Source organism: Ruegeria sp. TASC047 (assembly GCF_059612445.1).
The window spans coordinates 1-26,039 of the sequence record NZ_JBXWQP010000032.1; the positions used below are offsets into that span (position 1 = coordinate 1).

Sequence of the window (26,039 nt, forward strand, 5' to 3'; positions counted from 1 at the left end):
CATACAAGTTGGTCCAGCACTAAATTTCTTTATTTTATGCAGCACCACAGCGGAAGAAGACGACTGCATTGGGCTCTTTGCGGACCTTCGCCGCATGTGCAGCACCTAAAGCACGGCCCGAAGTCTGCTTTGCGGGACGAAGCTGACATTTCGGACAACTGTGTGTAACCTTAATCAGTCGATACAAACGGCGAATGCCAGAAAGGTAGGCTGATGGCCGCAGACAATTTCCGGCTGACCAAAGAAGCTGCTCTCAAATACGACAGCCATAGTGTACCCGCTATGTTTGGACCACTGGCGCAAGCGACAATGGAGAAGATCAACCTCCGGAATGGCGCGCACGTCATAGATATTGCCTGCGGAACAGGCGCTTTGACACGTGAGATCGCCAAGACCTTATCTGGCAAAGGACACGTTGTCGGCGTGGATCTAAACGAAACGATGATAGAAGTTGCACGGGCCAATCAACCAGAATCTGATCATACTTTTGAATGGCACGCCGCGGATGTATGCAACATACCCTATCAAGACGGCACGTTTGACTATGCTTTCATTCAACAGGGCCTGCAGTTCTTCCCCGACAAGCCGGCAGCCTTAACAGAAGTTAACCGTGTACTGCGTGATCAAGGGCAGCTCTTTCTGACGTGTTGGCGCGCTGTGTCCCCATTCAATGGGGCGCTTGCAGATGCTCTCGAAAGACATGTTGGTTCCGACGCGGCGACGAAGGCGAAGGCGCCGTTTTCGTTCCGCGATGGAGACTTAATTTCGAACCTTCTGACGGACGCAGGCTTCCAAATCAACCATCATGACGCCTTGGTGCTTGAACGCCGTTTTGAAGACCTACGGGCACAAATCATGGCTCTCCCGATTGAGGTGGATCTCAGAAAGGCGGGTGACAGTATTACTGAAGCGGTTGTGGCAGAAGTAGCCGCTGAGCTGGCCCAGTACGACAAATCCGGCGTATTGCACGTTCCACAAGAAGCGCATCTTTTCGTCGCCGAAACGTGAGCGGACATTCGCCGTGGGCTAAACCAAGGACGGCAGTGCGGACAGAGCGGACTTATGCAAGCGCAGCTAATGCTGTTGCAGCATCAGTGCGCAATTGCAGCAAGACCACGGTGTTGGACTAGCAACTGTCGAATTACCAGACATTCAGGACCAAAGGAGGTGCACTCACGCTTTCAGTGCCCGCACCCATTTGGTGGCGTAACCCTGGAGTTCCGTGGCAGTCTTTTCACTGATAGACATGCGACTATTTTCGACTGGCGGAGGTGCAGCCGCTCCATCTAGGAGTAATGCGGCACCAGCACTTGTTCCTGTCGAGCCGAGAGAACGCCGCACGTCCGAATTCGTCGCAATGCTCAGCATATCCAAAAAGACTTGGTTCCCTGCGAAAGGCCCCTCAACAATTATGGCCCCTTCTTGCCCGATGTTGGAGAGGCATTCAGCCGTGACAAGCGCCAAATAAAGGGCAACCGCTGCGCCGCGCACTCCGGACCCGACCTCCGGCTCACGCCCAATCCACCGGGAAGTCAGACCCTTGAATGGACCCGTTTCGGGAACGACACCGGGCATGAGCATAATCTGGTTCGAAAGGATGTGCTCTAGGTCATCAACCGTTGGATCCGGGTAGTCCCCCCCAGTTGCCAGGTCATGTTCCCGCCCCCCCATGAACCGTGCGGACGGTGCGGGCTGTCCATGGGCCGTGACGTTGATCAGGGTGTCGAGGTCGGGGTCCAGCGCCACGTGCTTGCCGCCAATGGACATCGCAATCACCCAGGTTCCGGTCGAAACGACGCTGAATGGGGGCGTTTCGGCCAGGACATAAGGCAACAGTGATGCGTTGGAATCATGGATGCCGCAATAGACGGGGGTATCGGCCGGCAGGCCGGTCTCAGCAGCGATTTTTGGCAGGATCGGGCCGAGGACATCCGACGGTTTGCGCACCGGAGCCAAGATATCGGCGATATCGAGCCTATCAATCAACGAGGAGTACGCACCAGCCGCCGGGTTCCAAAGATCGGTGTGACATCCAAGCGAGGTGACATCCGTCGCCGTGACACCAGTCAGCCGCGCGCCCCAAAATTGCGGGTATGTGACAATCTGGGCCGTCCTGTCCTTCAGATCCGGATCCATCTTGAATTGCCAGAACAACTGCGCGCCGATGTTCAGACCACCAGCCAACCGCGGCGATCCGGTCTCGGAGAAGGGCGGCCGGATCGCGTTGTAGTCGTCCGCCAGATCATTGGGCCCGGCAAACTCGTAATCCAGGATCGGAGCAGCCAGGTTACCTTCACTGTCAAGAAGAGCCGCACAGGCACCGTGTGTTGTCACCGATATGGCATCGACCCCGTGCGCGGCGTGAAAACCTCGCAATCCTTCGATCAGAAATTCCCAATGCCCTTCGACATCAAAGTGAGGCCAGGGCGGACCGGGTAGAACCGTGTTCGGGCGCGTGATCACTGCAATTTCGTTCAGGGTGTCGCGGTCAACCAGCACGAGTTTCGCATTGGTCTTTCCGATGTCTATGACCGCTACATGGGCTGTCATGGCATGTGAAAGACGCATTCAAGCGGCGTGGCGACCGGCTCGTTGTCTGGGCGCGTCTCCATGATGTCGGCCATATGCGCCCACCACTTCTGCATCACGGGATGGTTCGGCAGATCGTCCATGCTGTGACCATCTTCGCGCCAGAGAACACCGAAAAGGATGTTCGTTTCACCATCCAGATGGATCGAATAGTCGCTGACGCCGGCGGTCTTCAAGAGGTCCGAGAGTTCGGACCAGATCTCGTCATGGCGCTTAATGTATTCGGCGCGACAACCGGGATTGAGCTGCATCTTGAATGCGAATTTCTCCATCACCGCGCCCGCCACATTGACCACAGACGCGGCAGCGCGATGACCCCGATCAGAAGCGCGCCGATGACGATCGACATCACAATGCCCGGCACGTTCAGAAGTCCGAGGCCAAAGGTTACCAGCCCCATCACGAAAGCCGCGATGACAACACCGATAATCGTGCCCGAACCACCCAGAATGCTGACGCCACCCAAGACCACCATCGTGACGATCTCAAGTTCCCAACCCGTCGCAATAGAGGGACGCGTGGAGCCAAGCCGCGCGGTCAGACAGATCGCGGCGACCCCCGACATCAATCCAGTCAGAAGGAACAAGATGAACTTGACGCGCTGGACGCGGATGCCCGAGAACATCGCGCCTGTCGCGTTGTTACCAATTGCATAGACTGCGCGGCCGAAGTTGGTTTTGTGAAGCAGGATCGCGTAGATCAGCGCAATGAACGCGAAAAGCACGAATTCGAACGAGATCACCCACCAGACGTATCCCTGCCCGAACCACGAAAAGCTTTCGGGATAGCCGCGAAAGGCCTGATCTCCGAGCACGATGAAGCTGATGCCCCGAAACAGGCTCATGGTACCGATTGTGACAACGATAGAAGGCAGGCCCAGACGCGTCACAAGCACTCCGTTGAACGCCCCGCAAATAAGGCCCACGCCAAGCCCGATCAGCACAAGCCCGGGCGTGCCGACCCCCATTTGAACCGCGGCACCCATTGCGGTCGAGGCAAGGGCGATGATCGAAGCAACCGACAGATCAATCTCGCCGGAAATGATCAGAAGCGCCATCGCGAAAGCGATCATCGCCTTCTCGGTGAAGTTGAAGGTCGCATCGCTCAGGTTCCAGGCGTTCAGGAAGTAGGGCGATGCAAAGCTGTTGGCGACGAAAATCCCGATGGCCACCAGAAGCAGCAGTGTTTCCCAGCTTTTCAGCCTTTGCTCGAGCGGCGATTGCAGGCGATCTGGGACGAAACGGTCAGTAGTACTCATGTTGCATGCTCCGCGCGTTTGAGGATGATGCGACCCTTTTCACGATTGGCCTGGGCGTTCAGTGCGACCGCGATGATGATCGCGCCGCCTGAGATGGCCAACTGCCAGAAAGGCGAGATATCGACGACCGGCAGGGCGTTCTTGATAATGCCGAGGAAAAGCGCCCCAAGCAGTGCGCCCCCCACGGTGCCGATGCCGCCCATGATGGATACGCCGCCGATCACGCAGGCCGCGACGACGTCCAACTCAAAGCCGCCAGCGATATCGACATAGGACACCGCGAACCGCGAAACCCAGAGATAGCCCGTCAGTCCTGCCAGTGCACCCGAGATGGTGAAGGCCCAGAACTGAGTCTTGCCCACATTGATCCCGGCATAGGTGGCGGCGTGAGGATTACCGCCCGCCGCATAAAATGCGCGTCCCAACGTTGTGCGGGTCATGACAATCGTGAAGGCGATGACGGCAATGATTGCGATCCAGCCGAGCACTGGCAGCCCAAGGATTTCCACGCGTGGGAAGGCCTTGAAGGCGGCGCTCATCTCGTGGCTGTTGACCCATTTGCCGTCTGAGATCACGAAGATGATGCCTCGGAAAATGGTCATCGTGCCAAGGGTGACGACGATGGGCGGGATTGCCAGCTTCCAGACGAGAACGCCGTTGATCATGCCCAGAATGGTGCCAAGACCTATGGCGATCAAAAGGATCACGACGATCGGCAATCCAGGCGCCATGACATTCACCATCGAAACCACCATACCCGTCAGCGCCAGATTTGCGGCGACGCTCAGGTCGATACACTTTGTCAGGATGACGATCATCTGCCCGATGGCCAGAAGGATCAGTGGCGAAGTGTCGTTGAACACATTGGCGAGGTTGCCGGGTGTGACGAACCCCGGAAACCGAGATGAAATCAGCGCCAGCAAAAGGATGATGGCACCGACCAGAAGGGCTTCGCGTGATGTGACGATCCGTTTCAGCATGAGCTTTCCTCAGATGCCGGCCGCGTGGCGGACGAGCGTTTCGGGTTGCAGATCCCAGTTTTCCAATTCGGCGACCATACGGCCTTCGCGCATGACGATGACCCGATCGGACATGCCAAGGATTTCGGGGATTTCCGAACTGACCATGATGACGGCAAGACCTTGGGCGGCCAACTCCGCCATGAACTCATGCACAGCGGCCTTAGATCCGATGTCCACGCCCTTGGTTGGCTCATCAAGGATGATGACCTTGGGCTGGGTCGCAAGCCACTTGGCAATCACGACCTTCTGTTGGTTGCCACCCGAAAGGTTGCCGACATGGGTGTCAAGCGAAGCCGCACGCAGGTCCAGCCGCTCGGTGTAGTCCCGAGCCAGCCTGAATTCTTTGGCGAGTTTCAGAAAGCCCTTTTTCGAGATGCGCCCAAGTGAGGGCAGCGTGACGTTTTGAAAGATCGGCAGGTCAAGGATGGCGCCCTGTTTGCCCCGATCCTCGGGCACATAGACGATGCCGTTTTCCACGGCATCGGCTGGTGATCTGATTTCCACTGGTGCGCCGTCAATCTCGACCATGCCTGAAGACGGGCGCGTGATGCCGAAAAGGGCTTGCATGAACTCCGACCGGCCTGCGCCAACGAGGCCATAAAAGCCCAAGATTTCGCCTTGGCGGAGCGTGAAACCGATGTCTTCGAATTCTGTCGGATGGGAATAGTTTGCGACCGCGAGGACCGTTTCACCGGGGCTGGGCTCTCGCTTGGGAAAAATCTGGCTGACATCGCGGCCAACCATCATCTTGACCAGATCAGGTTCGCTGACATCCGCGATGGCTCCGTCGCCGATCAGTTGGCCGTCCCGAAAAACGGTGTAGTTGTCCGCAATGCGGAAAATCTCGTCAAACTTGTGGCTGATGAACAGGATCGCCTTGCCCTGCGCCTTCAGGGTCTCGACCAGCTCATATAGTTCTTCGATTTCCTTGTGAGACAAGGCAGCCGTCGGCTCATCCATGATGACCACGCGGGCATCGATCGACAGCGCGCGGGCGACGGCCACGAGATGCTTGTTGGCGATGCCCAGGTCTTTGAGTTTGTGTTCGGGATCAATAGCTGCGCCAATCCCATCCAGGATTTCGCGCGCCTTCTCGGCCATCGTTTTCCTGTCGATCAACCCGAATGCACCGCGCGGCGCGTGGCCCAGGTAGATATTTTCGGCAACCGACAATTCGTCAAAAAGGACGGTTTCCTGATGGATCGCCGTAACGCCATGATCTGACGCGGCTTGCGGAACCGGAAACTTGGTGACTTCCCCGTCGACAAGGATCGAGCCGCCATCGGGCTGGTAGATTCCGGTCAGGGTTTTTACGACAGTGGACTTGCCAGCTCCATTTTCACCGATAAGCGCAGTCACTTTTCCAGGATAGAGCCGTAGCGAAACCTCTGAGAGTGCTTTGACGCCGGGAAATGTCTTGGTGATCCGGTCAAGGGCCAGGACCGCTACATCGTCAGATGCGGTTTCAGCCACTGTCGAATTGTCCGCTTGTTTCAGCATCGGAACTCTCAGGATTAGGTTGGGTTCTCCTGCGCGATTGGGAGCGCCGCGCAGGAGTGTGTTCGCTTAGAAAATCGACTTGAACTGATCGATGTTCGAGGCGTCATAGACGAACGGGTCTGCCATTGCGGCCGCGTTCGTCTCGTCCAGCGTGATGCTGCCTACACGGCCGATCGAGATCTCGGCGCCCGGCTCTGCCGTCGCGTTGCCAGAGGCAAGTGCATGCGCGATGTAGGCCGCGGAATATCCCAGATCGATTGGGTTCCAGATCGCAAAGGACTGTGATGCACCGCTTTCGATGGCACCGGCCATCTCTGAGGGCAGACCAAGGCCGGTCACATTGACCTCACCGACTTTGCCGGCATCGACCACGGCCTGTGCCGCAGCAACGATACCAACCGACGTCGGCGCGATGATTGCATCAAGTTCAGGGTAAGACTGCATGAGGCCGGTGGCTTCACGATAGGATTTGTCCGCCAGGTCGTCGCCGTAAACCGTGGTCACTACGTTGATGCCGGGATAGTTGCCCATCACCTTGTTCATTTCTTCGATCCAGATGTTCTGATTCGTCGAGGTCGTGGTTGCCGACAGCACGGCCACATCCCCGCCGTCAGGCAGGTGGTCGGCAGCAAGTTTGATGATCATGTTGCCGATAAGCGCATTTGACGACGGGTTCAGGTGCACCATGCGGCCTTCTTCGGCCACACCGGAGTCCCAGCTTATGACCGTGATCCCGCGCTGCATTGCTTTCTTCAAAGTAGGCACAAGCGCATCAGTGTCGTTTGCCGATACAGCAATCGCATCAACGCCCTGCGCGATCAGCGAATTGATCACTTCGATCTGACCTTCAGCGGTTGTGTCCGTCGGGCCGGTGTAGATGATTTCGACACCACCAAGTTCGGCGGCGGCCTCTTCGGCACCTTCGGCTGCGGCTTCAAAGAAACCGATGCCAAGTGCCTTCACGACAAGCGCGATGCGCATGTTGTCCTGCGCCATGGCAGTTGTGCCAAATAGGCTGGCAGCCAATGTGAGGCTGGTGGTGAGAGTGGTGAAAGTGCGACGTTGCATTTGGAATCCTCCCTAAAGTACGTTCGCTGTTGAAGCCCCCTATGAGGCCACGTTTCTCTGAGCGCCCCCCGATTGGGCGACGATCAGCGTCACTTCTGCGGCCTCCAGCATGGCGGCCGCTTTGTCAGAAATCTGGTCATCGGTGATGACGGTCGTGATCCGGTTCAACGGGCAGAGAACCAGGCTGGAGCGCCGTTCGAACTTTGTGCTGTCCGCCAGAACGACAAGTTCGTCTGCTTGACCGATCAGCTTGTGTTCGGCCTGGATCAACAGCGGATCAGCCTCCATCAGGCCGAGTGCCCCAATTCCCTGAGCGCCCATGAACATGCGTCGGGCGCAGAAGTTGCGGGTCACATCATTGTCGAAGGGCGACAGGATGATGTTCTGTTCGCGGTATATCGTGCCGCCTGACAGCATGATCGTGTTCTTCGAATGCTTCAGTAGATGTTCGGCAATGGGGAAAGAGTTGGTGAACACCTGCATCCGGCGACTGGCCAGTGGATGCACCATTTGGAATGTCGTTGTGCCACCGTTGATGATGATCGCATCGCCATCCTCGCAAAGATCGACGGCCGCCGCCGCGATGGCCTGCTTTTCTGCTATCCGCATGGTTTCATTGACTGAGAAGGGGCGCCCGGCAAGGCCTACGAACTGCGGCGGGCTCAGCGCTTCGGCCCCGCCGCGCACTCTGCGTAGCTGGCCTTCCTGATCCAATGTCCCGATGTCACGCCTTATGGTCGCCTCTGAAGCACCGGTCAGATTGCAAAGCTCTGCAACTGTTGCCACCGGACGTTCTTCGACTGCAGACAGAATAATCGTATGGCGCTCTTTTTCGTGCATTTGGGCCTCCCTTGGTCATTTACGATGCGCAGATTCGGATCATCTGTCAATCAAAAACAATCATTATCGGTCATTCTGCGACGCAGCATGATTGAATATGATCGAAACTGATTGACAAATTGGCGCTCTGGCCTCACCCTGTATTCAAGTCACAACCAAATTCATCGCACGCCCGTTGGGAGGAAACATGTTGCAATCATTAGATAAAAAGCTTCTGGATAGTCGGTGGGACGACCGGGCCGCGGCCGGGAAGAGCGAATCGGAGCTTTTGCACTACCGGTCAAACCTCCTGGGATCAGACAAGCGTGTGACCAATTACGGCGGCGGCAATACGTCGGCGAAGGTCATCGAAACTGATCCCCTCACCGGGAAAGAGGTCGAGGTGCTTTGGGTCAAGGGTTCTGGTGGCGACATCGGCTCGATGGGCATGGACGGATTTGCCACGCTCTACATGGACAAACTTCAAGCGTTGAAATCGCTTTATCGCGGGGTCGACAATGAAGATGAGATGGTGGCGTACCTGCCGCATTGCACCTTCAAGCTTAACCCCCGCGCAGCCTCAATCGACACGCCGCTCCACGCTTATGTCCCGCGCAAGCACGTCGATCACGTCCACGCAGACGCGATCATCGGGATCGCCGCGTCGAAAAACTCAAAAGAGCTGACACAGCAAATCTTCGGGGATCGGATCGGATGGCTGCCCTGGAAGAAGCCCGGTTACGAATTGGGCCTGTGGCTGGAGAAATTCTGTCTGGACAACCCGGATGCCGATGGTGTGGTCCTGGAGAGCCACGGTTTGTTCACATGGGGCGATACCGCGAGGGAATGCTACGACCAGACAATCGACGTAATCAATGTCGCAACGAAATGGCTGGGTGAGCGCAGCAAGGATGTCGCTCCCTTCGGTGGTGCGGTGCACAACAGCCTGCCATCCGAAGAACGCAACGCCATTGCCGCAAGGCTGATGCCCGCCATTCGCGGCTTCGTTTCAGGAAACCAGCACATGGTCGGCCATTTCAACGATAGCGACGCGGTGCTGGAATTCGTGAATGCGAAGGACATGGCGCCGCTTGCCGCGCTCGGCACATCTTGCCCCGACCACTTCCTGCGGACCAAGATCCGCCCGCTTGTGGTGCCTTTCGATCCGGCGAAGAGCAATATCGACAGCGTGCTTGAAGAACTGCCGGCGCTGATCGAGGCCTACCGCAAGGACTACGCAGCCTACTATGAACGCTGCAAGCGTAACGACAGCCCGGCAATCCGCGACCCTAATGCGGTTGTCTACCTTGTCCCCGGCGTCGGCATGATCACCTTTGCCAAGGACAAGGCAACAGCCCGGATCTCCGGCGAATTCTATGTCAACGCCATCAATGTCATGCGGGGCGCTTCGGCGGTCAGCGAATATCAGGGCCTGCCTGAACAGGAAGCCTTCGACATTGAATACTGGCTGCTTGAAGAGGCCAAGTTGCAGCGGATGCCCAAGCCGAAATCCCTTGCAGGCCGCGTCGCCCTTGTGACCGGTGGTGCGGGCGGAATCGGCGCGGCCACTGCCGAGAGATATCTTCAGGAAGGTGCGTGCGTCGTACTGGCGGACATCAATGAAGACAGTCTGGAAAGCGCGCGAAAGGGTCTGGCCGGCCGCTTTGGCGCGGACGTCGTGCACAGCGTCACCATGAATGTCACAAGCGAGGACGCGGTCGCATCGGCCTTCGCAGAAACTTCTGTCGAGTTCGGCGGGATCGATATTCTCGTGTCGAATGCAGGCATCGCTTCTTCAGCGCCGATTGAAGAGACGTCGCTCGACCTCTGGAACAAGAACATGGACATCTTGTCGACGGGCTATTTCCTTGTCAGCCGCGAGGCGTTCAAGATCATGCGGGTACAGGACATGGGCGGCTCTGTCGTCTTCGTCGCCTCGAAAAACGGGCTCGCCGCATCCCCGAACGCCGCCGCCTATTGCACAGCAAAGGCGTCCGAGATCCATCTTGCCCGCTGCCTTGCACTGGAAGGGGCCGAAGCCGGTATTCGCGTCAATGTCGTAAACCCGGACGCGGTCCTGCGCGGATCAAAAATCTGGGAAGGCGATTGGCTGGAACAGCGTGCCGGCACCTACGGCACCGACAAGGACGGGCTGGAAGAAATGTACCGGCAGCGGTCCATGCTGAAGCGGTCGGTCCTGCCGGAAGACATCGCGGAAGCCTGCTATTTCTTTGCCGGCGATACCTCCGCCAAGTCCACCGGGAACATCATCAACGTGGACGCTGGCAACGTCCAGGCGTTCACGCGATAGGGGGCGGAAATGAGCTACGAGACCGCAAAAGCCGCCTTTGCCGAATGGGGCGTCGATACCGAAGCAGCGCTGGAACGCCTGAATACCATCCCGATCTCGATGCACTGCTGGCAGGGCGACGATGTGGTCGGGTTTGAACAAAAGTCCGGCTCATCCGGCGGCGGCATTCAAGCGACTGGTAGCCACCCCGGTCGCGCCCGCACGCCAGATGAACTCCGCGCCGATCTTGAGTTCGCCTATTCGATGATCCCGGGCAAACACCGCATGAACCTGCACGCGATGTATCTGGACACGGACGCAAACCCTGACCGCGACGAGATTGAGTTTCAGCACTTCGCGCCCTGGGTCGATTGGGCCAAGGACCAAGGCATCGGGCTGGACTTCAACCCGACCTTCTTTGCGCACGCCAAGGCGGACGACAATTTGACGCTCAGCCATCCCGACCAGAGCATCCGCGATTTCTGGATCGAGCACGGAAAACGCTCCCGCGATATTGCGGCCCAGATGGGTGCGGCCTTGGGGTCGCCCTGTGTCAACAACATCTGGGTTCCCGATGGGTACAAAGACACGCCCGTTGACAGGATGTCGGCACGCGCGCGCCTCGAAGCCTCGCTCGACGCCATGCTCGCACCGCCTCAGGACAAAGCACAGATGCTGGATGCCGTCGAAAGCAAGCTTTTCGGGATCGGGGTCGAGGCCTGCACCGTAGGCAGTCACGAGTTCTACATGGGGTACGCGATCCGCAAGGGCACTCTTCTGTGTTTGGATATGGGGCACTTCCACCCGACCGAGAACATCGCGGACAAGCTTAGCGCAGTGGCCCTGTCACTGGACGAAATTCTGCTGCACGTCTCGCGCCCCATGCGGTGGGACAGCGATCACGTGATCCTTCTTAACGACGACATCCTGCAAATGGCACAGGAACTGGTCAGTGCAGATCTCCTTGGTCGCACTCATATCGGGCTCGACTTTTTTGATGCAACGATCAGTCGGACCGCCGCCTGGGTCATCGGCACGCGCAACATGCAGAAAGCCCTGCTTCGCGCCTTGTTGATGCCGCTAGAGCAGTTGAAAACAACAGAAAGCGAACTCGACTATTCGCAACGCATGGCAGTCACAGAAGAATTCAAAGACATGCCGTTCGGTATGGTTTGGAACGAGTTCTCTGCGCGCGAAAATGTACCAAATGGCCGAGCGCTGATCCGAGAACTTGACAGGTATCAAGACAGTATATCCGGGCGCGGTTGAGCTTGATCTTGGAACAGCCCAGCGTGATCCTGCAGGCTGAAGCTTCTTTCGTGCGCCAAACATCCCCGGAATGCTCTTGGCGATAAGGGCGCTCGGTCAGCCAGAAATAGGTAGACGATCTCCACTCCTAGGTGGCGAGCAGCATCGCCGCCCGCCAAATTGGTTTAGATGTCGATCTGTTCCGCGATTGTCAGTGCGTCCTCCAACTCGACGCCAAGGTAACGCACTGTGCTGTCGACCTTAGTGTGGCCGAGCAAAAGTTGAACCGCTATGAGATTTCCAGTCTTAAGATAGATCTCGGCGGCCTTGGTCCGACGAAGTGAATGTGTGCCGTACCCACTCGGTTCAAGACCAATTGCGGCAACCCAATTGCGAACAAGCCTGCCATATTGGCGCGTCGAAATGTGAGGACGATCATGGAAGCGGCTAGGAAACATGAACCGGCAGCCCATCAGTTCGGGCGATTTGATCCATTCGGCCACCGTATCCCGTGTGTTCTCGGTTAGCTCGAACTGAACCGGCTTGTTTGTCTTTCTCTGGATCAATGAGACCCTTTCGCGAACACTCTCGTCTCGAACCAGATCGGCAATCGTTAGTGTGACTAGGTCCCAGCCATGCAATTTACTGTCGACGGCAACATTGAACAATGCGAGGTCGCGAAGGTTGCCTGCAAGCTCCAGCTGCGCACGGATACCCCAGACCTGTTTGGGCAAGAGAGGCCGCTTCTGACCAACAATCTTGCCCTTGTTCCAAGCTCGGTGTTTCGGGGTGACAGCGGGAAGTTGAACTCTTGGCATGGGTATGCCCACCAGTCCTCCCCCCAACCCCAGGCATCAGCACCGCGCTGACGCCGGCATCATACCAGTGGCTTGTGCATTGCAGTCTCCGATGGCACCCGTGCGTTTGTTTCGGGCCCAAACGGGCCAAGCTTTAGTGCGGGCGAAGACTAACGACCGGTTTTCCTGCTACGATGCATCAGCAAAGTTTGCGCACCCGCGGCATGTTCCTCGCTGCGTGCGCTCGCAGCTAGAAACCCGAATTTACAGTTTGGGCTCGCTGCCGCCATTCTCTGCGGCTCGCACCGACTGGTCAAAAGAGCCCTTTGCCGCCATTGCTGCGGCTTCACACGCTTGCAGTCGCGGCAAGAAGGTCGGCCCATTGCGGTCACTCGACCTTGGTCCTGAATGCTGCGGTCGCAGCCCGCATTGCTGACCTTCGCCGCGAGCGCGAGCTATCGGCTTGGTCGAACTCACGGAATGCGGACTGAGCAGACTTTGATCTGTGCTATTGGGCCAGCCACGATTGGAACCTTGCATCAAGGTCATCGCGGTAGTCCGCCCACCATTCGTAATTGTAGATGAAGGTATTTTCTGCATTTCCCGGATCGGTTGGCATGTGCCGCGCCATGTCTATCCCCAAATCGGCATGTTTTCCGACCAAGGGTGCCGATGAGCTCCTTGCTGGTCCGTAGGGAATGTATTTTGCCTGATCGGCAAGCCGCTGGGTATCTGTGGCAAAGCGCACGAACGCTAGAACGGCTTCCTTTCGCTCTTCTGGCAAATCAGCCGGGATTATCCATCCGTCCAGATCGAACACTTGCGCATCCCAAAGCATCGAAATCGGTTGGCCTTGCTCTTCGATGACTGAGAAGAGCCGCCCATTGTAGCCAGAGCCAAAGACAACCTCGGCATCGGCCAGAAGCTGCGGTGGCTCAGCCCCTGCTGTCCACCAAATGACTTGATCCTTAATCTCCCCAAGCTTAGCGAATGCCCTGTCCTGCCCTTCTTTTGTTTCAAGAACATCATAGACTTCGTCCTTCGGAACGCCTGAACAAATCAGCGCCCATTCGAGATTGTTGATAGGGCGCCTCTCAAGGGTACGCTTTCCCGGAAAAGCCTCCAGATCGAACAGGTCGCAAACGTCGTCTGGCTGCGAACCATTCCATGCGGCGACATCGGAGCGGTAGCCAAACGCGGTAGAATAGACCACTTGGGGGATGAAACAGTCAGATACGAGAAGGTCACCGAAATCGTCCGAGGCTGGCGTTCCGTCGGGCGCAGGGGCTAGCATTGCATCATGGTCGATCTCCATCGCAAGGCCCTCATCGCAAAGCCTTATCGCGTCAGATGCAACTACATCCACCAGATCCCAGGTTGTATTGCCCGCTTCGGCCATAGCTCGAACCTTAGCAACGGCTGAGGCTGAACTTTCGTCCCAGTTAAAGCTTACACCTGGGTTCGCCGCCGCGTAGGGTTCCGTGTATGCGTTTTGTTGACTCTCCTGATAGGCGCCGCCCCAGGAAACGATCGTGAGTTCAATTGGATCGGCGGCTTCGGCTGCATTTGATACAATTGAGGCCGCAACAGCCGCGACTGACAGGACGTAGTACTTCATTCCGTTTCCCCCCTGCTTTGCCTATTCATCGGATTGTCCATTTATATAAAATCACCAACTTACTCGAAATTTGTGGGAATTGCGAACGAAGCTGGCGGGCCAGCACGATGATCGAGGCCGTTCACGCTGTGCAATCCGCGGCCGCAGCAGGTTCTTCGGACAAAGAGTTACTAGCTCTCAGAACACCTCCGGGGGTTTCGCCAAAGGTCCCCAACTCATAGGATCGGGCAGACCCACGCTGGACCATGCTTCCTGAAGCACCCGGGATTCCGCCGTGCGCGTTCGCGGCAGATCATCGAGGATTTCAATCCAAGGCATCTTGCTTTCCATACCAGAGTGGGCCGCTGGTGCATGCCTTTTTGGTTCATCAAGATTTGCAGTGAATATAACCAGATAGGCCGCTCGTTTTGGCTGGATCAGCCTGTACGTCATGCTTGAACCACACGTTGGGCAAAACCCCCGTTCTGCGATTGGTGAAGACGCAAAGTAAGTTGGCTCTTTCTCCAAAAACTGCACAGTTGATGCCGGAAACGCGGTCCAGGTGCTCATGGAAGACCCAGTAAATTTCTGGCAGATACTGCAATGACAATACCCAGTGCTGATTGGCGGAGCACTGATTTCGAAGCGTATCGATCCACATAAACACCCGCCTGTTATCAGCGAGTCTTGCAAAGCGTCTTCGTCCAAATCCATGAACCCGCCCGTCAGTCCTGCTCGACTTTTGGTCATGTAAACATGCAGGGGCACGTCTGTATCTTTGACCCGCTTGTGCCCGCAGTCTTCCAGGGGCACATCTATCTTGCCACGTATTTGGGACATGACTTCCGCGGACACTGCAATCCCGCCTGGTTCAGAAAGGGCCTCAAGTCGTGCAGCCGTGTTGACACCGTTTCCCAGCAGATCACCGTCTTGTACCACCACGTCGCCCAATGAAACTCCGATGCGCAGCATGAGCGGGTCATCATCTGATGAGCGCTTCGCCTGAAGCATCGCCAAACGTTGAATACCGACAGCACAGTTCACGGCTTCAATAGTGCTGGAAAACTCAGCCAAGAAACCATCACCCAGAGACTTGAACAATCGTCCCCTGTTTGCCTCGACTTGCATGCCAATGACTTCGTCTTTAAGTTTGGCGACTTTGGCCAAGGTTCCATCCTCATCGCGCGATGTGAGTCCTGCGAAACCCACCACGTCTACAGCCATAATTGCCGCTAGTCTGCGTTCCAACTTATCGCCCTCCAAACTGCGAACTGATCGAAGCGACTATAACACAAGAGCGCCACTTAAGGGGCGTGATGGGTCAAACGATATTTGGCACGGCGCGGATGTCCGCATTGGGCTCGAAGCCGTCATGCGGCGATGCAACAGAGGGCACCGGACCCCTGACCGGCGTCACGAAGGTTCCGGCCCATACTTGCCTTTCGTTACCCCAAGCGAAGCTACATTGAGGCACTGAAAGCAGACTGTCACGAGCGCTTAAACAACATGCAAAAATATGTCATTGGTGTGCCAGAAGCGAACTCATGACAAAGTCCTCCACACAACCATTTCTCGCGATGGCCATAATTGCGAAATGATTGTTGGGTCGCACCTTAAACGTCACCGATAGTCCGGCAGGACGGAAACCGGCTTCACTTCACTACGCCGAAACACGCCAGGTGCGCCCGGCTCGTTCCATCGAAAAAGTGTGATGTGCCAAAGGCCCGGGCGCCTTCGCGAAGGGTCAATCAATCCGATATGCCCGTCTGCTCTGATCCGATCAGCTGCGAGCCATGAGGACGGATCCCCACCGGCCGCTACGAGTTTGCGCCAGGGTTGACTGGCGAGTGTATAGATATCTTCGGCTTCGGGGCTGCGCAGATCGAACAACGCACATCGTTCCACCTCGAAGGTCAGCACAACCCGCGAGCGATCATCCTCCCTAACGTCTTGCCCTATGGCGACCCTTGCGCTTTCGACATCAGGGCTCAGATACAAAGCGTCCTGCCCGCGGCGATTGAACCGAGCGGGCGGGCGATCTGGTGCGCCGCGCATGAGGTGAACGTCAGGGTCATCGGCCCAAACAATCTTTACGAATTCCCCGGAAACTTCTGTCAGCATAATGGGTGGCACTGATCGTTCGCGCGTCGCGCAATGGGTGAGACGGAAGGCGACAGGCATTTTCCTAGTAATGAGAAGACGCTTGATATCTTGATTGAAATCACATGCTCATGTTTCCTCGCACTGTGTTGCATTTCCAAAGGCCTCTCGCATGACGGCTCCAAAGATCGCCCTTCTTGGCGCAATTCTCGAGTCAAATCGTTTTGCACCCCCGGCTGATTTGTCAGACTTTAAGTCACTGACATGGCTTTCAGGCGATGCTTTGATGTCCGAAGCCAGATCCGCGACACCAACGCTGGCAACAGAATTTGCAGCCTTTGTCAGGGCGATGGATGCTACGGGCGACTGGACGCCGGTACCCTGTATCCTGGCAGCCAGCCACCCGGCGGGTCCAGTACGAAAAGCCGTGATCGAAGAGGTCATAACGACGTCGGAGAATATGCTACGCTCGGCTGGCCCAGTTGACGCGGTCTACATTTGCAATCACGGCGCGATGGTTGCCGAGCACGATCACGACCCCGACGGTTTGCTGATGTCACGCATTCGGGGAGTTGTCGGGCCGGACGTACCGGTCGTTGCGACACTCGATCTGCATGCAAATATCTCACAACGGATGGTCGATGCCTGTGACCTGATCGTCGGTTACCGTACCAATCCTCACGTCGATCAGATAGAGCGCGGCGAGGAAGCCGCCTTTTCGCTGCGCCGGGTATTGGCATCGGGCGTCCGACCCCAAACCGCGCATGTCAAACTGCCTCTTGTTCCGGCATCCGTAACTCTACTAAGCGCCGAGCACCCGTATGGCACGCTGATCGACCACGGTCAGCGCAGGCAAGCCGAGAGTCGAGGAGAGATCCTCAACGTATCAATCTTCGGCAATTTCCTTTTCTCCGACACGCCTGATAACGGCCTGAGCATTGTTGTAACCGCGCGCATAGATAAGAACGCGGCCAAGGCATTGGCGGCGGAACTGGCGGACATGGCCTGGTCTTTGAGAACGGATTTTGTCCGGCAACTGACATCTGTCTCGGAAGCGATCTCGATATCCTCCGAGCTAGCACGTGCTCCTGTAATATTCTCCGATGCCGGTGATAACCCTGGCGGCGGCGGCAGCGGCAGGACGACAGAACTGTTAGCTGCTCTTCACGCGGCAAAAGCCGAGGAATGTCTGTTCGGTTCCTTTTGCGATCCGGAACTTTCGAACGAAGCCCACCGTATCGGTGTCGGTGGCAAATTCAGGGCACAATTCAACCGGTCTTGCGATCCGCACGCTTCCTGGGCGCAATGGGATGTGCCTTTTGAGGCGGATGCAAAGGTCTTGGGTCTCCACAATGGCGATGTCGTCGGTGAACTGGGCGTGACGGCTGGTCGGAGATTGGCCCTTGGGCCATCCGCCGCGCTACTTATTGGCGGCATCACCGTGGTGGTGATAACTGATCGCACGCAGACCGCCGACCCGGTATTCTTTCACATGTTCGGGCTGGATATCGCGTCGGCCCGGACCGTTATTGTGAAATCCCGAGGCCACTTTCGGGCCGGTTTCTCCAACTGGTTTGCCCCAAACCAGGTATTTGAGATCGACACGGGTGGGCTTACGTCGCCAGTTCACGACCGCTGGCCGTTTGCGAATTTGCCACGACCGAACTTTCCGATGGACGTCGACACCTCGTGGTCGGCTAAGATGCTGCGCTAGACGAGCTCTGAATATTTGTCATGCGGCGTCGTCAATTTGACAAATTGCATGAACTGGCGGGCAAGCTGAGATGGTGGCCTGCCTGATGGAAGAACAAAGCTCGTGTCATAAAAAATGGCGGCGTCAAATGGCCTGACGACGACACCTTCCATCCCTGACGACAACAACGGGAAGGGATTGATCAGCGTCACACCCAAACCCTCGCGGACAAGCTCCAGAGCGGCCATGTTCGTTGCCGTTTCGGCGACTTGTTTTGGACGAATTCCGGCGCGCGCAAAAATCTTTTCGGTGATCGCACGCGTACCCAGCCTTCGCAGAAACTCAATCAGCGCGACCCCCTCCAGATCCTGCGGCGTCACCACTCGTTTTTCCGACAGTGGATGGTTGCTCGGCATGGCGCAGACGACTTGACTGCGGCGCCACGGTATTAGGTGAACACCTGTTCGTTGGATCATCGCACTCGTCAAACCGAGATCATAGCGGAGGTCGAGGATGCCGGCGACCAGCACGTCGGTGGCCTGAATATCCAATTGAAGCTGTTTTCCTTCATTCTTCTTGAGAAAACTGGCGACCCTTGAGATGACAAAGTGATGTGCCAGAGTCGGCGGGACGATCAGGCGCAACGGCTCGTTATCCGGAGTCGCCCATTCTGCGCCCTCGATGTCGGCAAGCGTCTCGAAGATTGGGTCCAGTTTTTCGTTGAGGCGCAACGCTTCGTCGGTTGGGTCAATGCGTCCGGACCGCCGGAGAAACAGCGACCGTCCAACTCGGGCCTCGAGTTGCGACAAGGACCGGCTTACGGCAGACTGCGAAATCCCCAGTCGCCGCGCGGCGCCGATGGTTGTCCCAGTCGTGATCACGGCTCTTAGCGACTCGAACTCGCGCAGTCTGTGTCGGTGTTCCGTCATGCTAAAATTCTCCCCCGGTATGAGCTGCTGACATCCAAACTCTTGGATTGGTCTATGCAGAATCGCATTGCATTGAGTATTGGCAATGATTTTTGCGGTAGCTAGCCTTTTTCAATAGGGCGCGGGGTCGGCCAAGGATTCGCCTATTCACAAGCGCCAAACAAACAGGGAGTCTTTTTGATGAGGAAACTCACATCTGCGACAGCTGTCGCTGTCGGCATTTTGGCTTTCGGCGTCGGTGCTGTTTCAGCCGAAAAATTGACGATCGGCCTCGCTTCGGAGCCGACGTCACTCGATCCGCATTTTCACAACCTCGGTCCGAACAACGCGATGTCCGTACACATCTTTGACCGTCTGATCGCGCAGGATGAAAATCAGCGCCTGGCACCGGGTCTTGCCGTGTCGTGGGAGCCGATTGATGAATTGACTTGGGAGTTCAAGCTGCGTGACGGCGTAAAGTTTCACGACGGAAGTGACTTTACGGCGGACGACGTCGTCTGCACCATGGCGCGCGCGCCGGACGTACCGAACTCTCCATCGGGATACGGCACCTATCTTAAGGGTAAGGAAGTCGTCAAGATCGATGACTACACGGTGCATTTCAAAACGGCCGCACCTTATCCGTTGATGGGCAACGACATTTCCACGATCCCAGTGATCTCAGAAGTGGGCTGCGAAGCAACGACGGAAGACTTCAACGCGGGTACGGCCGCCATCGGCACAGGGCCGTTCAAGTTCCAAAGTTACACGCCGGGTGAAAGCATCGTGCTGGTACGGAACGACGAATACTGGGGTGATGCACCGATCTGGTCCGAGGTGGAATTCCGCCCAATCACGTCCGGTCCGAGCCGTGTTGCATCGCTTCTTGCCGGTGACGTCGACATGATATCGGGCGTTCCGACGACCGATATCACAACACTTAAGGGCAACGATGGTATCCAGCTGAGCCAGGGCGTGTCCAACCGAGTGATCTATCTTCACATGGACCAATTCCGTGAGGATTCACCCTTTGTGAAGGCCAACGGTGGCGGCGATATCAAGAACCCGCTCATGGACGTCCGAGTCCGGAAGGCGATCAGCATGGCAATCAACCGCGATGCAATCGTCGAGCGTGTTATGGAGGGGGTAGCGCTGCCCGCCGGCCAACTTCTGCCCGAGGGGTTCTTTGGCGTGTCCGACAATCTGGACGTAGTGGCCTATGATCCGGACGGTGCCAAAGCGCTTCTGGCTGAAGCCGGTTATCCCGATGGATTTGAATTAACAATCCATGGGCCGAATGACCGCTACATCAACGACGCCAAAATTGCCGAGGCAATTGCGCAAATGTTGACCCGTGTTGGCATCAAGACAGCCGTCGAAACCATGCCGCGTTCGGTATACTTTGGACGCGCTTCCAAAGGCAGCCCGGAGGGTCTGCCGGAATTCAGCTTTATCCTCGTCGGATGGGGCGCAGGGTCCGGCGAAGCGTCCTCGCCTCTCAAATCGCTGATCCACACCCATGACAAGGATGCGGGCTTTGGGTCATCGAACCGTGGCCGACACTCGGATGCTGAAACCGACGCGCTGATCGAAGAAGCCCTGCGAACAGTCGATGACGCCAAGCGACAGGAACTACTCGCCGCGGCGACAGAGCGCGCGATCGAGAATGTGGCGATCATTCCGACACACTTCCAGGTCAACACCTGGGCGGCCAAAAAAGGTCTGAGCTACATCCCTCGGACCGACGAGTACACTCTCGCGACAGGCGTCGTGAAAGAGTAACCGCAATGCATCCGGGCCGCCTTCGCAGCGGCCCGGAGCCTTTGCCCAGGGAATGTCCTCATGACCGTTTTCGTCATTCGCCGATTGCTACAAGCAATGCTTGTTGTCTTCCTGATGTCGGTGATTGTCTTTTTTGGCGTCAACATCGTTGGTGACCCGGTCTACATGCTGGTCAGTCCCGACGCGGATCAGGCCGACATCGAAGCTGCCATTCGACGGCTTGGATTGGATAGGCCTATATGGGAACAGTACTGGTTGTTCCTCAAAGGTGCGGCACAGGGTGACCTCGGCGACAGTTTCGTCTTCGGTGAGCCCGCGCTCAAACTGATCCTGCACCATATGCCAGCTACGATGGAACTGGCGTTCAGTGCACTCTTTCTTGCCATCGTGCTCGGTATTCCATTGGGGCTTTATGCCGGGCTTTATCCCGATAGCCCGCTGTCCAAGGGCATCATGGCTGGCTCAATCCTCGGGTTTTCGCTGCCGACTTTTTGGGTGGGACTGATGCTCATCATGTTGTTTGCCGTTGAACTCAGGTGGGTCCCTGCGACAGGGCGAGGTGACATCGGCTCGTTTCTCGGGATTCACAGCAGCCTTTTCACGCTCGACGGGTTGAGTCACATCTTTCTGCCAGCTCTCAACCTGGCACTTCTAAAAATTTCACTGGCAATCCGTCTCACCCGAGCGGGTGTCCGGGAAGCGATGGGACAGGATTACGTTAAATATGCCCGGGCCAAAGGACTTTCGACCCGACGCATCATTCTGGTGCATGTAATGAAGAACATTATGATCCCGGTAGTTACCGTCATGGGCCTCGAATTCGGCAGTTTGATCGGGTTCTCTGTGGTGACTGAATCAATCTTCGCATGGCCTGGAATGGGCAAACTGTTGATCGACGCAATACTTCAATTGGATCGGCCTGTCGTCGTCGCCTATCTGATGATCATCGTACTGTTCTTCGTGCTGATCAATCTGATCGTCGACATACTCTACTCGATCCTCGATCCGAGGGTTCGTTTGCAGGATCAGGGCGCATGACCGACACCGTCACAGATCATTCGCTGACCCCCGCCAAGTCCCCTAAAATCGAGACGCCGTTCCAACGTTTTCGGGCCGAGTTCTTCGAAAGCAGGATCGCGACAGCGGCGCTTGGCATATTCCTGATCATCGTTCTGCTGGCCATCCTGGCACCCTGGATCACGCCGCAGAACCCCTACGATCTTGGTCAGGTCAGCGTCATGGATGGGCGCTTGCCGCCGGGTTCCGAAGCATTCGATGGATACACGATGTGGCTCGGCTCGGACGGGTCTGGACGCGATCTCTACTCGGCAATTCTCTATGGATTACGTATTTCTCTGACCGTTGGGCTTGCATCTGGAGTGATTGCCCTTCTGATCGGAATGGCGATCGGTCTGGTCGCGGCCTACACCGGAGGCCGGACCGAAGCGTTCATCATGCGCATCGTGGACCTTCAACTGTCGTTCCCGGCATCGCTTGTTGCGCTGATGATGGTTGCAGCACTTGGTAAGGGTGTCGACAAGATCATCCTCGCCCTCGTGATCGCGCAATGGGCCTACTACGCCCGCACGGTTCGCGCGACCGCGCTTGTCGAGCGTGGCAAGGAATATGTCGAAGCCGCGCAATGCCTTGGAATATCGCGACCCCGGATCGTCTTTCGCCATATCCTTCCGAATTGCATGGCGCCTCTGATCGTCGTTGGCACGGTGCAAACCGCCAGCGCGATCTCATTGGAAGCGACGCTTTCGTTTCTTGGCGTAGGCCTTCCACAGACTGAACCGTCGATTGGGGTGCTGATCGCAAATGGCTTCGAGTACATGCTGTCCGGGCGCTACTGGATATCCGTTTTTCCCGGCGTCGCTCTGTTACTGACGGTCGTGTCCATCAACCTTGTGGGCGACCATTTGCGCGATGTTTTGAACCCGAGGTTGAAGAAATGACGGCAGTACTCGAAGTCAGCGGGTTGAAGACCCATTTCTTTACGCACGCGGGTGCGGTCAAGGCCGTGGACGGTGTGGATTTCACCGTTTCCAAGGGCGAGGTCATGGGGCTGGTAGGTGAGTCCGGGTCAGGCAAGTCGATCACCGGGTTTTCCATCCTCGGGCTGATCGATCCCCCCGGGCGCATCGTCAAAGGGTCAATACGCTTCAATGGTGAAGAGATCGCGAACGCGCCGGAAGAGCGACTAAAGACCTTGCGTGGCAACCGGATCTCGATGATCTTTCAGGATCCGATGATGACGCTGAACCCGGTCCTGCGCATCGACACACAGATGATCGAGGCCATTCTCGCCCATGAAAACGTCAGCCGCAAAACCGCCTGGGAAAGAAGCCGCGATGCGCTTGGCTTGGTCGGCATCCCATCGCCGGAAGAACGTTTGCATGCCTATCCGCATCAGCTTTCCGGTGGGATGCGGCAGCGCGTGGCGATTGCGACAGCCTTCCTGAACCAGCCGGACCTCATCATTGCCGACGAGCCGACAACCGCACTTGACGTGACAATTCAGGCGCAGATCATCCATGAGGCGCAGAAGCTGACGAAACGCACAGGAACCGCGATGATCTGGATCACGCATGACCTTGCCGTTGTTGCAGGGCTCGCGGACCGGATTTCGGTCATGTATGCCGGACGGATCGTTGAGCAAGGCGATATCGACGATGTGATCGACCGTCCATTGCATCCCTATACGGTAGGGCTTCTCGGATCGGTTCCGACGGCGAACCGTCGCGGGCAACGCTTGTTCCAGATCGAAGGGATGACGCCAAACATGCTCGCCCTGCCTGCAGGATGCGCCTTTGGACCGCGTTGTCAGGCCCGAACGGCAGCGTGTTCCGAGCGACCCCCGATTGAGGACGTAGACGGTCGCCGCCTTCGCTGTTTCAACCCGCAACGCGCGGAGGAAAAGGCATCATGACAGAACCGCTCGTCGAAATCCGAGGCGTTTCCAAGCGCTTTACCAAGCGTTTGGACGTCGCCGGGAAAATCGCGCAGCGACTTGGCGCGAGCATCCGGGAAGAAACCGTCCATGCTGTCGATAACGTGAACCTGTCGATTCAAAAGGGTGAGGTTTTGGGGTTGGTCGGCGAGTCAGGCTGCGGCAAGTCCACGCTGGGACGTGTTGTGGCCGGCATTCACGCCGCTAGTGACGGGCAGATGTTCTATGAAGGCAAAGACGTCGAAGCATTGAGCGGCGCCGATAAACGCGCGGCGACCCTCGCAATTCAAATGATCTTTCAGGACCCCTTTGCCAGCCTCAATCCGCGTATGCGCGTCGAAGATATCATCGGCGAGGCACCGCGTATGCATGGGATTGTCAGCAAGGCAGAGAGTGCGGACTACGTGGACGACGTGATGCGTAAGGTCGGCCTCGACCCATCGCTCAAACGGCGTTATGCGCATCAGTTTTCCGGCGGGCAAAGGCAACGGATCGGGATCGCCCGTGCGCTCGCCGTGAAGCCGAAGTTCCTTGTCTGCGACGAAGCCATCGCTGCGCTGGACGTGTCCATCCAGGCGCAAGTTATCAACTTGTTCATGGATCTGCGCGAAGAGCTGGGCCTGACCTATCTGTTCATCAGCCATGACCTGAGCGTCGTCGAACACATCGCCGACCGCGTGGCGATCATGTATCTGGGCCGCATTGTCGAGTGCGCATCGACTGAGGAAATTTTTTCGGACCCACGCCATCCCTACACCAAAGCGCTGCTTGCAGAGGCGCCGCGCCTTGATCAGCGCCGGCGTGAGTTTGCCCCGATTGACGGGGAAATTCCGTCACCGCTCAACCCGCCGCCGGGATGTACCTTTCATCCGCGTTGCCCGGTGGCGACAGCCGAGTGCCGCACCACCGTTCCTGAACTGAAAGCCGGGAGCGGCGGGCGCGAAACAGCCTGCCTGCTGGAACACGCCGAAACCGTTTGAACGAGAAGCTGGAGAGCCCCTTGAAAAACGCCGATCCGATCTGGGACCACGTTGACCGCCATCGTGATGATTTTATCGCATTGTCTGACCGCGTCTTTGACACGCCCGAGACGCTTTACGCCGAGTACAAGTCTGTCGCTGAACATGTGCAGATGTTGCGCGCTCAGGGGTTCAAGGTAACAGAGAATGCTGCTGGCATTCCTACGGCCGTGATTGGCGAAGCGGGAGATGAGGGTCCGGTGATCGCCATCCTCGGCGAGTTCGATGCGCTGCCATATCTGAGCCAGGCGCCAGGTGTGGCTGAACATCAGCCGCTTGAAGAGGGCGGCAACGGGCATGGGTGTGGTCACAATCTGTTGGGGGCCGCCGCACTCTTGGCCGCGACGGCGGTGAAAGACTGGCTGGCCGAAAATGGCATCAAGGGGCGCGTGCGGTACTATGGCTGCCCGGCTGAAGAAGGGGGCGCGGCCAAAACCTACATGGTGCGCGAGGGGCTGTTCGATGATGTCGACGCGGCGATCTCCTGGCATCCGGCGACCTTTACCGGTGTGAATGAGGCCAGATCGCTGGCGAACACCCGGATCGACTTCACGTTTCATGGCAAGGCCGCCCATGCAGCCGGTGCACCCGAATTGGGCCGGTCCGCGCTTGATGCGGTTGAACTGATGAACATCGGCGTCAATTACCTGCGCGAGCACATGCCCGACAGCGCCCGGGTGCACTACGCCTATCTTGACGCGGGCGGTGTTGCACCGAACGTGGTGCAGGCCAAGGCCACGGTGCGCCAGCTCGTCCGTGCCAGCTCGCTACCGGACCTTGCCGATTTGGTTACGCGCGTCAGAAAGATCGCTGACGGCGCAGCGCTGATGACCGGAACGCAAGTCTCAAGCCAGGTCTTTTCCGGCGTTTCGAACCTCCTTGGCAACCGTCCTTTGGAAGAAACCATGCAACACGAGCTTGAGAAGCTCGGACCTGTTGCCTTTGACGAGGCAGACCTCAGCTTTGCCCGCGAAATTCAGACGACATTGACCGCTGCTGACATCAACACGACCTTCAAGCGGATCGGCGCCAAGCCCAAAAAGGATCTCGCGCTCTGCGACTTCATCGCGCCTCTTGATCGCCACAGCGATGGCGGCGAGGGCTCTACAGATGTCGGCGACGTGAGCTGGGTTGTTCCAACGGTTCAGGCGCGGGTCGCCACCTGCGCCATAGGAACGCCGTTTCACACGTGGCAAACAGTGGCACAAGGCAAGGCGCCAGCGGCACACAAAGGCATGATCTACGCGGCAAAGGCGATGGCTGCGACGGCTTGTCGACTGGTTGAGGACCCGTCACGCATAGATGCTGCGCGCTCAACGCATAAGGGCCAACTGGGCGAAACGCCTTACACCTGTCCGATCCCCGACGACGTGCGCCCACCGGTCTGAGAGAATGC

22 protein-coding genes are annotated in these 26,039 nt (G+C 57.2%); 10 read left to right on the forward strand and 12 right to left on the reverse strand.

The window, feature by feature from the left end; all coding sequences use genetic code 11:
- Positions 1 to 213 precede the first annotated feature (213 nt).
- Positions 214 to 1,008 (forward strand): class I SAM-dependent methyltransferase, encoded by a 795-nt coding sequence (locus AC2FLO_RS13040; protein ID WP_496811693.1) that lies wholly within the window; start codon positions 214 to 216, stop codon positions 1,006 to 1,008.
- Between the two features lie 165 nt (positions 1,009 to 1,173).
- Here AC2FLO_RS13040 and AC2FLO_RS13045 read toward each other — a convergent pair whose 3' ends face one another.
- The 7 genes from AC2FLO_RS13045 to AC2FLO_RS13075 form a co-directional block, all read right to left on the reverse strand.
- A complete protein-coding gene (locus AC2FLO_RS13045; protein ID WP_496811694.1) occupies positions 1,174 to 2,568 on the reverse strand; it encodes an FGGY-family carbohydrate kinase in 1,395 nt (464 codons plus the stop codon).
- Positions 2,547 to 2,861 (reverse strand): L-rhamnose mutarotase, encoded by a 315-nt coding sequence (gene rhaM / locus AC2FLO_RS13050; RefSeq protein ID WP_496811695.1) that lies wholly within the window; start codon positions 2,859 to 2,861, stop codon positions 2,547 to 2,549. The genes AC2FLO_RS13045 and rhaM overlap by 22 nt, the downstream gene beginning before the upstream one ends.
- On the reverse strand, positions 2,861 to 3,847 hold the full coding sequence (locus AC2FLO_RS13055) for an ABC transporter permease (RefSeq protein WP_496811696.1): 987 nt from the start codon (positions 3,845 to 3,847) through the stop codon (positions 2,861 to 2,863). Before AC2FLO_RS13055 ends, rhaM begins: the two co-directional genes overlap by 1 nt.
- A complete protein-coding gene (locus AC2FLO_RS13060; RefSeq protein WP_496811697.1) occupies positions 3,844 to 4,827 on the reverse strand; it encodes an ABC transporter permease in 984 nt (327 codons plus the stop codon). The genes AC2FLO_RS13055 and AC2FLO_RS13060 overlap by 4 nt, the downstream gene beginning before the upstream one ends.
- A 9-nt stretch (positions 4,828 to 4,836) precedes the next feature.
- Positions 4,837 to 6,369: a sugar ABC transporter ATP-binding protein gene (locus AC2FLO_RS13065; protein WP_496811698.1), complete on the reverse strand. Its 1,533-nt coding sequence runs from the start codon at positions 6,367 to 6,369 to the stop codon at positions 4,837 to 4,839.
- A 66-nt stretch (positions 6,370 to 6,435) separates the two neighbouring features.
- The gene (rhaS, locus tag AC2FLO_RS13070; protein ID WP_496811699.1) at positions 6,436 to 7,437 is read right to left on the reverse strand and encodes a rhamnose ABC transporter substrate-binding protein; all 1,002 of its coding nucleotides are present in this window, start codon (positions 7,435 to 7,437) and stop codon (positions 6,436 to 6,438) included.
- Positions 7,438 to 7,476: 39 nt separating this feature from the next.
- Positions 7,477 to 8,277, reverse strand: coding sequence for a DeoR/GlpR family DNA-binding transcription regulator (locus tag AC2FLO_RS13075; RefSeq protein ID WP_496811700.1), 801 nt, complete (start codon positions 8,275 to 8,277; stop codon positions 7,477 to 7,479).
- Positions 8,278 to 8,464: 187 nt separating this feature from the next.
- On the opposite strand from AC2FLO_RS13075, the gene AC2FLO_RS13080 reads away from it, so the two are divergent.
- Both AC2FLO_RS13080 and AC2FLO_RS13085 read left to right on the forward strand, forming a co-directional pair.
- A complete protein-coding gene (locus AC2FLO_RS13080) occupies positions 8,465 to 10,567 on the forward strand; it encodes a bifunctional rhamnulose-1-phosphate aldolase/short-chain dehydrogenase (RefSeq protein WP_496811701.1) in 2,103 nt (700 codons plus the stop codon).
- Positions 10,568 to 10,576: 9 nt separating this feature from the next.
- Entirely contained in the window at positions 10,577 to 11,815 is a 1,239-nt protein-coding gene (locus tag AC2FLO_RS13085) for an L-rhamnose isomerase (RefSeq protein ID WP_496811702.1), read from the forward strand.
- 164 nt (positions 11,816 to 11,979) lie between these two features.
- Here AC2FLO_RS13085 and AC2FLO_RS13090 read toward each other — a convergent pair whose 3' ends face one another.
- The 4 genes from AC2FLO_RS13090 to AC2FLO_RS13105 all read right to left on the reverse strand — a co-directional run bounded on the left by AC2FLO_RS13090 (position 11,980) and on the right by AC2FLO_RS13105 (position 16,309).
- The gene (locus tag AC2FLO_RS13090) at positions 11,980 to 12,612 is read right to left on the reverse strand and encodes a tyrosine-type recombinase/integrase (protein ID WP_496811703.1); all 633 of its coding nucleotides are present in this window, start codon (positions 12,610 to 12,612) and stop codon (positions 11,980 to 11,982) included.
- 487 nt (positions 12,613 to 13,099) lie between these two features.
- Complete coding sequence (locus tag AC2FLO_RS13095; RefSeq protein ID WP_496752060.1) at positions 13,100 to 14,209, reverse strand: extracellular solute-binding protein; 1,110 nt, start codon at positions 14,207 to 14,209, stop codon at positions 13,100 to 13,102.
- 177 nt (positions 14,210 to 14,386) lie between these two features.
- Complete coding sequence (locus AC2FLO_RS13100) at positions 14,387 to 15,436, reverse strand: GFA family protein (protein ID WP_496806795.1); 1,050 nt, start codon at positions 15,434 to 15,436, stop codon at positions 14,387 to 14,389.
- Between the two features lie 372 nt (positions 15,437 to 15,808).
- A complete protein-coding gene (locus tag AC2FLO_RS13105) occupies positions 15,809 to 16,309 on the reverse strand; it encodes an RES family NAD+ phosphorylase (protein WP_496752055.1) in 501 nt (166 codons plus the stop codon).
- Between the two features lie 151 nt (positions 16,310 to 16,460).
- Between AC2FLO_RS13105 and AC2FLO_RS13110 the strand changes: the two genes are divergently transcribed.
- Positions 16,461 to 18,002, forward strand: coding sequence for a M81 family metallopeptidase (locus tag AC2FLO_RS13110; RefSeq protein ID WP_496752054.1), 1,542 nt, complete (start codon positions 16,461 to 16,463; stop codon positions 18,000 to 18,002).
- On the opposite strand, the gene AC2FLO_RS13115 is transcribed toward AC2FLO_RS13110, so the two are convergent.
- The gene (locus AC2FLO_RS13115; RefSeq protein ID WP_496752053.1) at positions 17,999 to 18,910 is read right to left on the reverse strand and encodes a LysR family transcriptional regulator; all 912 of its coding nucleotides are present in this window, start codon (positions 18,908 to 18,910) and stop codon (positions 17,999 to 18,001) included. The two genes, AC2FLO_RS13110 and AC2FLO_RS13115, sit on opposite strands and share 4 nt — an antisense overlap.
- A gap of 180 nt (positions 18,911 to 19,090) precedes the next feature.
- Between AC2FLO_RS13115 and AC2FLO_RS13120 the strand changes: the two genes are divergently transcribed.
- Genes AC2FLO_RS13120 through AC2FLO_RS13145 form a run of 6 tightly spaced genes read left to right on the forward strand, consistent with a single transcriptional unit; the run spans position 19,091 to position 26,031 of the window.
- Complete coding sequence (locus AC2FLO_RS13120) at positions 19,091 to 20,671, forward strand: ABC transporter substrate-binding protein (RefSeq protein WP_496752052.1); 1,581 nt, start codon at positions 19,091 to 19,093, stop codon at positions 20,669 to 20,671.
- A gap of 60 nt (positions 20,672 to 20,731) precedes the next feature.
- A complete protein-coding gene (locus tag AC2FLO_RS13125) occupies positions 20,732 to 21,709 on the forward strand; it encodes an ABC transporter permease (protein WP_496752051.1) in 978 nt (325 codons plus the stop codon).
- Positions 21,706 to 22,629, forward strand: a complete 924-nt coding sequence (locus tag AC2FLO_RS13130; protein ID WP_496752049.1) for an ABC transporter permease — start codon at positions 21,706 to 21,708, stop codon at positions 22,627 to 22,629. The genes AC2FLO_RS13125 and AC2FLO_RS13130 overlap by 4 nt, the downstream gene beginning before the upstream one ends.
- Positions 22,626 to 23,603 (forward strand): ABC transporter ATP-binding protein, encoded by a 978-nt coding sequence (locus tag AC2FLO_RS13135; protein WP_496752047.1) that lies wholly within the window; start codon positions 22,626 to 22,628, stop codon positions 23,601 to 23,603. Before AC2FLO_RS13130 ends, AC2FLO_RS13135 begins: the two co-directional genes overlap by 4 nt.
- Complete coding sequence (locus tag AC2FLO_RS13140; protein WP_496752045.1) at positions 23,600 to 24,604, forward strand: ABC transporter ATP-binding protein; 1,005 nt, start codon at positions 23,600 to 23,602, stop codon at positions 24,602 to 24,604. Before AC2FLO_RS13135 ends, AC2FLO_RS13140 begins: the two co-directional genes overlap by 4 nt.
- Before the next feature lie 20 nt (positions 24,605 to 24,624).
- The gene (locus AC2FLO_RS13145; RefSeq protein ID WP_496752043.1) at positions 24,625 to 26,031 is read left to right on the forward strand and encodes an amidohydrolase; all 1,407 of its coding nucleotides are present in this window, start codon (positions 24,625 to 24,627) and stop codon (positions 26,029 to 26,031) included.
- Positions 26,032 to 26,039: the final 8 nt, after the last annotated feature.